Annotated in this window: 15 protein-coding genes; 14 read left to right on the forward strand and 1 reads right to left on the reverse strand. The window is 77.6% G+C overall.

What is annotated here, in order from left to right; translation table 11 throughout:
* The 9 genes from PYV61_RS16940 to PYV61_RS16980 all read left to right on the forward strand — a co-directional run.
* Positions 1 to 506: hypothetical protein (locus PYV61_RS16940; RefSeq protein WP_275833747.1), on the forward strand; the 506-nt coding region annotated here is incomplete at its 5' end.
* Positions 496 to 1,770, forward strand: a complete 1,275-nt coding sequence (locus PYV61_RS16945) for a nitrous oxide reductase family maturation protein NosD (protein WP_275833749.1) — start codon at positions 496 to 498, stop codon at positions 1,768 to 1,770. The genes PYV61_RS16940 and PYV61_RS16945, both read left to right, overlap by 11 nt.
* A gap of 12 nt (positions 1,771 to 1,782) precedes the next feature.
* The gene (locus PYV61_RS16950) at positions 1,783 to 2,526 is read left to right on the forward strand and encodes an ABC transporter ATP-binding protein (RefSeq protein ID WP_275833751.1); all 744 of its coding nucleotides are present in this window, start codon (positions 1,783 to 1,785) and stop codon (positions 2,524 to 2,526) included.
* On the forward strand, positions 2,523 to 3,299 hold the full coding sequence (locus PYV61_RS16955; protein WP_275833753.1) for an ABC transporter permease subunit: 777 nt from the start codon (positions 2,523 to 2,525) through the stop codon (positions 3,297 to 3,299). The genes PYV61_RS16950 and PYV61_RS16955 overlap by 4 nt, the downstream gene beginning before the upstream one ends.
* A gap of 27 nt (positions 3,300 to 3,326) precedes the next feature.
* Positions 3,327 to 3,785, forward strand: a complete 459-nt coding sequence (locus tag PYV61_RS16960) for a plastocyanin/azurin family copper-binding protein (RefSeq protein ID WP_275833755.1) — start codon at positions 3,327 to 3,329, stop codon at positions 3,783 to 3,785.
* Between the two features lie 18 nt (positions 3,786 to 3,803).
* On the forward strand, positions 3,804 to 4,220 hold the full coding sequence (locus PYV61_RS16965; protein ID WP_275833757.1) for an Rrf2 family transcriptional regulator: 417 nt from the start codon (positions 3,804 to 3,806) through the stop codon (positions 4,218 to 4,220).
* Between the two features lie 94 nt (positions 4,221 to 4,314).
* Positions 4,315 to 4,794 carry a hypothetical protein gene (locus PYV61_RS16970; RefSeq protein WP_275833759.1) on the forward strand — a complete coding sequence of 160 codons (480 nt, stop codon included), beginning with the start codon at positions 4,315 to 4,317 and terminating at the stop codon, positions 4,792 to 4,794.
* A complete protein-coding gene (locus PYV61_RS16975) occupies positions 4,791 to 5,303 on the forward strand; it encodes a DinB family protein (protein WP_275833761.1) in 513 nt (170 codons plus the stop codon). Before PYV61_RS16970 ends, PYV61_RS16975 begins: the two co-directional genes overlap by 4 nt.
* A gap of 22 nt (positions 5,304 to 5,325) precedes the next feature.
* Entirely contained in the window at positions 5,326 to 5,616 is a 291-nt protein-coding gene (locus PYV61_RS16980; RefSeq protein ID WP_275833763.1) for a hypothetical protein, read from the forward strand.
* A 22-nt stretch (positions 5,617 to 5,638) separates the two neighbouring features.
* Here PYV61_RS16980 and PYV61_RS16985 read toward each other — a convergent pair whose 3' ends face one another.
* The gene (locus tag PYV61_RS16985; protein ID WP_275833765.1) at positions 5,639 to 5,911 is read right to left on the reverse strand and encodes a hypothetical protein; all 273 of its coding nucleotides are present in this window, start codon (positions 5,909 to 5,911) and stop codon (positions 5,639 to 5,641) included.
* A gap of 159 nt (positions 5,912 to 6,070) precedes the next feature.
* Here PYV61_RS16985 and PYV61_RS16990 point away from each other — a divergent pair, with 159 nt between their 5' ends.
* The 5 genes from PYV61_RS16990 to PYV61_RS17010 all read left to right on the forward strand — a co-directional run.
* Positions 6,071 to 6,475: a VOC family protein gene (locus PYV61_RS16990; protein ID WP_275833767.1), complete on the forward strand. Its 405-nt coding sequence runs from the start codon at positions 6,071 to 6,073 to the stop codon at positions 6,473 to 6,475.
* On the forward strand, positions 6,472 to 6,828 hold the full coding sequence (locus PYV61_RS16995) for a hypothetical protein (RefSeq protein WP_275833769.1): 357 nt from the start codon (positions 6,472 to 6,474) through the stop codon (positions 6,826 to 6,828). The genes PYV61_RS16990 and PYV61_RS16995 overlap by 4 nt, the downstream gene beginning before the upstream one ends.
* A 41-nt stretch (positions 6,829 to 6,869) precedes the next feature.
* Positions 6,870 to 7,133 (forward strand): DUF2007 domain-containing protein, encoded by a 264-nt coding sequence (locus tag PYV61_RS17000; RefSeq protein WP_275833771.1) that lies wholly within the window; start codon positions 6,870 to 6,872, stop codon positions 7,131 to 7,133.
* On the forward strand, positions 7,130 to 7,528 hold the full coding sequence (locus PYV61_RS17005; protein WP_275833774.1) for a VOC family protein: 399 nt from the start codon (positions 7,130 to 7,132) through the stop codon (positions 7,526 to 7,528). The genes PYV61_RS17000 and PYV61_RS17005 overlap by 4 nt, the downstream gene beginning before the upstream one ends.
* The coding region (locus PYV61_RS17010) for a carboxypeptidase-like regulatory domain-containing protein (protein WP_275833776.1) at positions 7,525 to 7,905 on the forward strand (381 nt) is incomplete at its 3' end. The genes PYV61_RS17005 and PYV61_RS17010, both read left to right, overlap by 4 nt.

Below are 7,905 nucleotides of genomic sequence, written 5' to 3' on the forward strand. Positions count from 1 at the left end.
CGGCGCTGGCGCTGCTGCGGGCCTACCGCGCGCCGCGCGCCGCCGCGCTCGCGCTGACGCTGGCCCTCGCCGCCGGCTGCGGGGCCCCGGGCCCGCGCGCCGTCGCGTACGGGCAGGAGGCGTGCGCGACCTGCCGCATGACCGTGGACGACCGGCGCTTCGCCAGCGAGGTGGTGGCCGGCGCGGGGAAGCTGCACGTGTTCGACTCGATCGAGTGCGCGGCGGCGTTCGCGGTGGCGCGCGGCGCGGCGGCGGGCGCGGTGTGGGTCGGCGACTGGAACCGCCCCGGCACGCTGGTGCGGGCCGACAGCGCCGACTTCCGCCGCCTCCCGGGCGCGGCGGGGAGCCCGATGGGGAAGGGGCTCGTCGCCACCCGCGTCGGCGACACGCCGCGCGCGCCGGGCGCCGACGACGCCCCGGTGCTCGCGTGGGCCGACGTGGCGGCGCGGCTGCGCGCCGAGGGGCTGCACGTCGCGGCGCACGCGGAGGGCCCCCGTGCGCGCTGAGCCCCTCGTCGCCGCGCTGCTGCTCGCGGCGGCCGGGGGCGCGCAGGCGCCGGCGACGATCGTCGTGTCGCCCGACGGCGCGGCGCCGGGCGCGGTGCGCACGCTCGGCACGGCGGTGCGGCGCGCCCGCGCCGGGGACCGCGTCGTCGTGCGCGCCGGCACCTACCGCGAGCCGACGGTGGTGGTGGACCGCCCGCTGACGATCGTCGGCGAGGGGCGCCCCACCCTCGACGGGGAGGCCCGGCGCGAGCTGCTGCACGTGACCGCGTCCGGCGTCACGGTGCGCGGGCTGCGCTTCGCCAACCTCGGGCGCAGCTACAGCGAGGACCGGGCGGCGCTGCGCGTCACCGCCGCCGGCGGGTGCGTGATCGCCGACAACGACTTCGACGACACGTTCTACGGCGTCTACCTGGCCGACGTCGACGGCTGCCGCGTCGAGGGGAACCGCTTCGCCGGCCGCGCGTCGAGCGAGGCGGCGAGCGGCAACGGGATCCACCTGTGGAGCTCGCGCGGCGTGACCGTCGCCGGCAACCGCGTCGCCGGGCACCGCGACGGGATCTACCTCGAGTTCGCGCGCGACTGCCGCGTGGAGCGGAACGCCAGCGAGGGGAACCTGCGCTACGGGCTCCACTTCATGTACTCCGACTCGTCGCGCTACGTCGGCAACGTCTTCCGCCGCAACGGCGCCGGCGTGGCCGTGATGTACACGCGGGCCGTCGAGGTGCGCGGCAACCGCTTCGAGGACGGGCGCGGCCCGGCGGCGTACGGGCTCCTGCTCAAGGAGATCGGCGACCCCGTGGTCACCGGCAACGTCTTCGCGCGCAACACCGTCGGGCTGATGGTCGACGGCGCGACCCGGCTGGTGGCGGCGCGCAACCGCTTCGCGGCCAACGGGTGGGCGGTGCAGCTCCAGGCCAACGCGCAGGACGCGCGCTTCCTCGCCAACGACTTCGCCGGCAACAGCTTCGACGTCGCCACCAACGCCCGCGACGCCGCCGCCACCTTCGCCGGCAACTACTTCGACGCCTACCGCGGCTACGACCTGGACCGCGACGGGCGCGGCGACGTGCCGCACCGCCCGGTGCGCCTGTTCGCGCTGCTCGCGGCGCGCCACGAGCCGGCGGTCGTGCTGCAGCGGAGCTTCTTCGTCGGGCTGCTCGACGCCTCGGAGCGGCTGCTGCCGACGCTGACGCCGGACGCCGTCGTCGATGCGCGCCCCGCGATGCGCCCCGTCGCCGCGCGCGCCCCCTCCCCCGCTCCCTGACCGGGCCCCGCCATGCTCGAGATCTCCGGGCTCACCAAGTCGTTCGGACGGCTCCCCGTGCTGCGCGGCGTCGACCTCACGGTCGGCCGCGGGCGCGTGACCGCGGTGCTCGGGCCCAACGGCGCCGGCAAGTCGACGCTCATCAAGGCGGTGCTGGGGCTCACCCGCCCCGACGCCGGCACGATCCGCCTCGGCGGCGTCCCGATCGCCGGCCCGGGCGCCGCCGGGCACGCGCACCGCGCCCGCATCGGCTACATGCCGCAGCTGGCCGCCTTCCCCGCGCACCTCACCGGCGCGGAGCTGATCGCGATGCTGCGCGACCTGCGCGGCGCGCCCGCCGCCGGCGACGACCCGCTGGTCGAGGCGCTCGCGCTGGCGCCGCACCTCGGCAAGCCGCTCGGCACGCTGTCGGGCGGGACGCGGCAGAAGGTGAACGCGGTGCTCGCCCTCCTCTTCCGCCCCGACCTGCTGATCCTCGACGAGCCGACGGCGGGGCTCGACCCGGTGTCGAGCGGCGTGCTCAAGGACCGCGTGCTCGCCGAGCGGGCCGCCGGGTGCACCGTCGTCGTGACGTCGCACGTGCTGAGCGAGGTCGAGGAGCTGGCCGACGACGTCGCGTTCCTCGTCGACGGGCGGGTGCGCTACGCGGGCCCGGTGGAGGCGCTGCTGCGCGAGACGCGGCAGACGCGGCTCGAGCGCGCCGTCGCGCAGCTGATGCGCGGGGCGCCCGCCCCCGCGGCGGAGGCGGCCGCATGACGCGCCTCCTCGGCTACCAGGTCCGCAACGTGCTGCGCAGCCGCTGGCTGGCCGCGTACGCGCTGTTCTTCCTCCTCGTGACCGACGCGCTGCTGCGCTTCGGCGGCGACGACGGCAAGGTGCTGCTCGGCCTCGGCAACGTGACGCTGCTGGTGGTGCCGCTGGTGGGGCTCGTGTTCGGGACGACCGCGCTGTACGAGGCGCGCCCGTTCACCGAGCTGCTGCTCGCGCAGCCGGTGGGGCGCGGGCAGCTGTTCGCGGCGCTCTACGGCGGGCTCGCGCTGCCGACCGCCGCCGCCTACGTCCTCGGCGCCGGGCTGCCGTTCGCGCTGCACGGCGTCCCCTCCGGCCACGGCGCGTCGCTGCTCGTCCTGCTGGGCGCCGGCGCGCTGCTGACCGGCGTGTTCGTGGCGCTCGCGTTCCTCGTCGCGCTGCGCACCGACGACCGCGCGCGCGGCCTCGGCGCCGCGGTCGGGCTGTGGCTCGCGCTCGCCCTGCTCTACGACGGCGGCGTGCTGCTCCTGCTGGCGGTGTTCGGCGACCACGCGCTCGAGCGCCCGCTGCTGGCCGCGATGCTCGCCAACCCGGTGGACCTCGCGCGCGTGCTCCTCCTCCTGCGCTTCGACGGCGCCGCCCTGCTGGGCTACACGGGCGCCGTGTTCGCGCGGTTCTTCGGCGGCCCCGGCGCGCTCGTCGCCGCCGCCCTCCTGCTCGCGTGGGTCGCCGTGCCGGCCGCGTTCGGCGCGCGCGCCTTCCGCCGCAAGGACTTCTGATCCGCCCTCCCTCTCCGATCCCCTCCCATGCTCCGCTCCCTCCGCACCGCCCCGCTCCCCCTCGCGCTCGTCGCCCTCCTCGCCGCCTGCGGCGGGGAGGCGCCCGCCCCCGCACCGTCGTCCGAGCCGGCCGCGCAGCAGCAGGCGCCCGCCTCCGGCGGCGAGCAGACGCCCGACGCGGGCGGCAGGGTCATCACCGTCGAGATGGCGACCGACGACGCGGGGAACAACGTCTTCCGCCCCGCCGAGGTGAGCGCGCGCCCCGGCGACGTCGTGCGGTACACGCTCGTGTCGGGCGTGCACAACGTGCACTTCGTCGCCGACTCCAGCCCCGGCGTGTCGGGGCTGCCGAAGGCGGGCGACATGCTCCAGCTGCAGGGGCAGACCTGGGACTTCAAGGTCGCGCTGCCGGCGGGGCGCTACTTCTTCCAGTGCGACCCGCACGCGCTGCTCGGCATGGTCGGGCACCTCACCGTCGCGCCGTGACGCCACGGTGAGCCGGCGATGACCGCCTCCCGCACCTCCGACTACGCGATCCGCGCGACGCTCGTCCTGGCGCGCGGCTACGGGGGCCCGCCGATGCGCGCCGGGGACGTCGCGGGGGCGATCGGGGCGCCGCGCAACTACCTCGGCAAGACGCTGCACGCGCTGGCGCGGGCCGGCGTGGCGACGAGCAGCCGCGGGCCGACGGGCGGGTTCGCGCTCGCCGTCGACCCCGCGGCGCTCACGCTGGCGCAGGTGGTGGACCTGTTCGACGCGCCGGCGCGCCACGCGCGCTGCCTGCTCGGCACGGGCGCGGGCGACGCGCGGCGCGCGTGCGCGGCGCACCACCGCTGGGCGGCGGTCGAGCGCGCGCGGCGGACTCCGCTGCTCACGACGACGTTCGCGTCGCTGCTGGGCGCGCCGCCGGACGCGGGCTGAGGGCGCGGCCCCTGGACCGGCGCCGCGCCGCCGCGCACGTTGCACGCGGCGGGCGTCCGCGTCGCGCGGGGGTCCGCCGCGCCGCCCATCCACCATGACCTCCGATCCGCACCCCGCCGCGCTCGGCCGGCTCGTCGGCCGCTGGACCACCGAGGCCACGCACCCCGCCATGCCGGGCGTCGTCGTGCGCGGCACCGTCGACGTCGAGTGGCTGGAGGGGGAGCGGTTCCTGCTGCTCCGCTCGCGCACCGACCACCCCGACTTCCCCGACGCGCTCTCGGTGATCGGGCGCATGGGGCACGACCGCGCCGCCCCGGGCGGCGCGGCGCCGGCCGACGACGACGCGGCCGCGCTCCGCCTGCACTACTACGACTCGCGCGGCGTGTTCCGCGTCTACGAGACGAGCGTCGACGACGTCGCGTGGCGCTGGTGGCGGAACGCGCCGGGGTTCTCGCAGCGCATCACCGGCCGCTTCGCCGACGGCGGCGACACGATCGAGGGCACGTCGGAGGTGTGCGAGGACGACGTGCACTGGCAGGACGACCTGCGCATCACGTACCGGCGCCGCCGGTGACGCCGGGTCCGTCGGCGTTCCCCGAGCTCGAGGGATTCCTCGACCACCTCGCGAGCGTGCACGCGCGCACGCGGCGCGTCGTCGCGTGCATCCCGGCCGACGCGCTGGAGTGGGTGCCGGGAGAGGGGCGCTGGTCGGCGGGCGACCAGGTGCGCCACCTCGCCGGGATCGAGCGGTGGATGTACGCCGAGACGGTCGCCGGCCGGCCGAGCCGGTACCCGGGGCACGGGCGCGAGCTGGCGGACGGGCTGCCGGCGGTGGTCGCGTACCACGAGCGGCTGCACGAGGAGTCGCTGGCGATCCTCGCCGAGCTCACGCCCGAGCGCTGGGCGGGGCGCACGCGCACCCCGGCGGGCGCCGAGCTGACGACGTGGAAGTGGCTGCGCGCGATGCTCGAGCACGAGGCGCACCACCGCGGACAGCTGTACCTCACGCTCGGCCTGCTCGGCGTGGCCACGCCGCCGATCTACGGGCTGAGCGAGCCGGAGCTGCGCGCGCGCTCCGCGTGACCACGCCCCGCATCCTGCGAGCATGACGGACGACGATCCGCGCACGGGACGCGTGCGCTGCGCCACGCACGGCGACTCCGCGCCGGCCTACGTGTGCGGGCACCTCGCGCGCGGCGACGGGCGGGCGTTCTTCCACGCCGACGACGACCCCGGGAACCCGCGCCCCGACGCGTGGTGCGACGCGTGCGAGCGGCTGCGCGTCGCGTGCGGCGGGCGGTGGACGGAGGAGGCCGAGGCGTCGCTCGGCGTCCGCCTGCTCTGCGGCGGCTGCTACGACGGGATCCGGGCGCGCGTGCCGTCGGGCATGGGCTGACGCGGGCGCGGCCGCGCCGCGGTCAGCGCAGGAAGCGCCGCGCCAGCTGCTCCAGGCGGTCGTCCTTCGCCTGCTCGGCCTCGGCGAGCATCGCCTCGACGTGCGGGCGGAGGCGCGGCTCGCCCCAGTAGTAGCCGGTCGCCCGCTCGGCGAGCTGCGTCTCGCCCACGCGCGCGGCCTCGAGCAGCGCCCGCGCGGCGACGCGGTCGTAGTCAGGGTCGTCCCGCTCGGGGAGCCCGTAGTGGCGGCGGGGCATCTCCCCTTCCGCGTCGTCCCGCAGGAACGCCATCGACATGCCGCAACATAGCCCCGGCGGCGCGGCGGTGGCGGCGCGGCGGGCCGCCGGGGTATGCTAGGACGCGACCCTCGGGCGACGCCGCCCGGGCCGCGCCGCGCGCCGGCGAGTGGCATCCGGTCGGGCGGCCCGGACAGTGCCCACACCGAGGATGCACCGATGGCCGCCACGCTGGAACGGGCGTTCGGATACCGGGGCGACCACACGCGTCTGCCGGTCGGCGACGTGGCGGCGGCGCTGCCGTTCTACGAGACGGTGCTCGGCTTCCGCGTGGTCGCGCGCGGGAGCGAGCCGCACGCGTCGGCGGCGCTGGCGCGGGACGCCGTCGAGCTCGGGCTCGCCGAGACCGGGGGCGACCCGACGCAGGACGGGTGCGCGTTCCACGTGCGGGGGCTCGACGCGCTGCTGGCCGAGTTCCGCGCCAACGGGCTCCGCAAGGAGTCGTCCGACGTCGACGTCGAGCGTCACGACGGCTCGTCGTGGCGGGTGTTCTACGTCGTCGCGCCGGACGGGCTGTGCTACTGGTTCGGCGAGCGCGCGCCGGACGCGCCGGGGGCGGCGTGAACGCGCGCGTCCGCCGCGCGCTGCTCCTCTCGGTCGCGGGCGCGTCGCTCGGCTGCGGCGACGAGGTCTCGACCCTGGAGCCGCGCACGCAGGTGCGCGTGACGCCCGGGTCGCTGGCGCTCGCCGTCGGCGACTCGGCGGTGGTACGCGCGTACAGCACCGACCGCTCGGGAGGGCGGCTGTCCGTGCAGCGCCACACGTTCGACGCCACGCGCCCGGCCGTCGCCGCCGTGCGCGTGACGAGCGACACCACGGCCGTCGTGGTCGCCGCGGGCGCCGGCGACGCGGCGGTCACGGTCGTGAACGCCGACTTCCAGACGCTCACCGTGCCCGTCACGGTCCACGCGCGCTGACGCGCGGTCGCGCCCCCACGCTCCCCACCCGCGCCCTCCCCGTGTCCGACGCCCCCGTCGTCCTGCGACGCTACCTGAACGAGTTCGAGGCGCGGCTGGACGCGACGATCCTCGAGGCGAACGGGATCCCCGCGCACGTCCTCGCCGACACCGCGGGGGGCACGCTCCCCGGGATGGCGCTCATCTTCCCGGTGCGCCTGCTCGTGCGCGCGGAGGACGCGGCGCTGGCGGGCGAGATCCTCGACACCTCCGCCGCCGACGACGCGCCCGCCGACGACGCGCCCGCCGACGCCGGCCCCGCATGACGTCCGGGCCCCGCGCGCCGCGCCTCACCTCGCTCGCCCCGCAGCTGCTGGTCGGCGACCTCGCGCGCGCCGTCGCGTACTACGAGCGCCTCGGCTTCGCGTTCGGCGCGCCGTGGGACGGCTTCTACGCGATCGGCACGCGGGACGGGCTCGAGCTGCACCTGAAGGAGGCGCCGGCGGACGACGACGCGCGCCGCCGGCGGCGCGCGCACGAGCACCTCGACGCGGCGGCCGGGGTCGACGGGATCGACGCGTTCTACGCGGCGTGCGTCGCGAACGGCGTCGTCATCCGGAAGCCGCTGGCCGCCACCGCGTGGGGGACCGCGGACTTCTACGTCGAGGACCCGGACGGGAACGTGATCGCGTTCGGCGGGCGGCGGGCGACGGACGGATGACGCGCGCGACGCTCGCGCTCGCGGCGCTCGCTCCGCTCGCCGTACTCCCGTGCGCGCTCGGCGCGCAGGCGCTGCGCGTCGTCGTCACCGACTCCGCGACCGGCGCGCCGCTCCCGTCGGCGGTGGTCAGCCTGGGCGCGCCCGACGGCGCCGCGGCGGCGACCGGCGTCACCGACGCGGCGGGCGTCGCCACGCTCTCCCCCGCGGCGGGCGGCACCTTCCGCGTGCTGGTGCGCCGCATCGGGCAGCGGCCGTACGCGGGGCCGTCGGTCGTCGTCGCCGCGCGCGAGGACGCGCCGGGCGTGCGCGAGCTGCGCGTCGTGGTGCCGCGCGCGCCCGTCGCGCTCCCCGCGGTCGCCGTCACGCGCCCGAAGTCG

The sequence above is a fragment of the Roseisolibacter sp. H3M3-2 genome (assembly GCF_029211165.1).
Taxonomy (GTDB): domain Bacteria; phylum Gemmatimonadota; class Gemmatimonadetes; order Gemmatimonadales; family Gemmatimonadaceae; genus Roseisolibacter.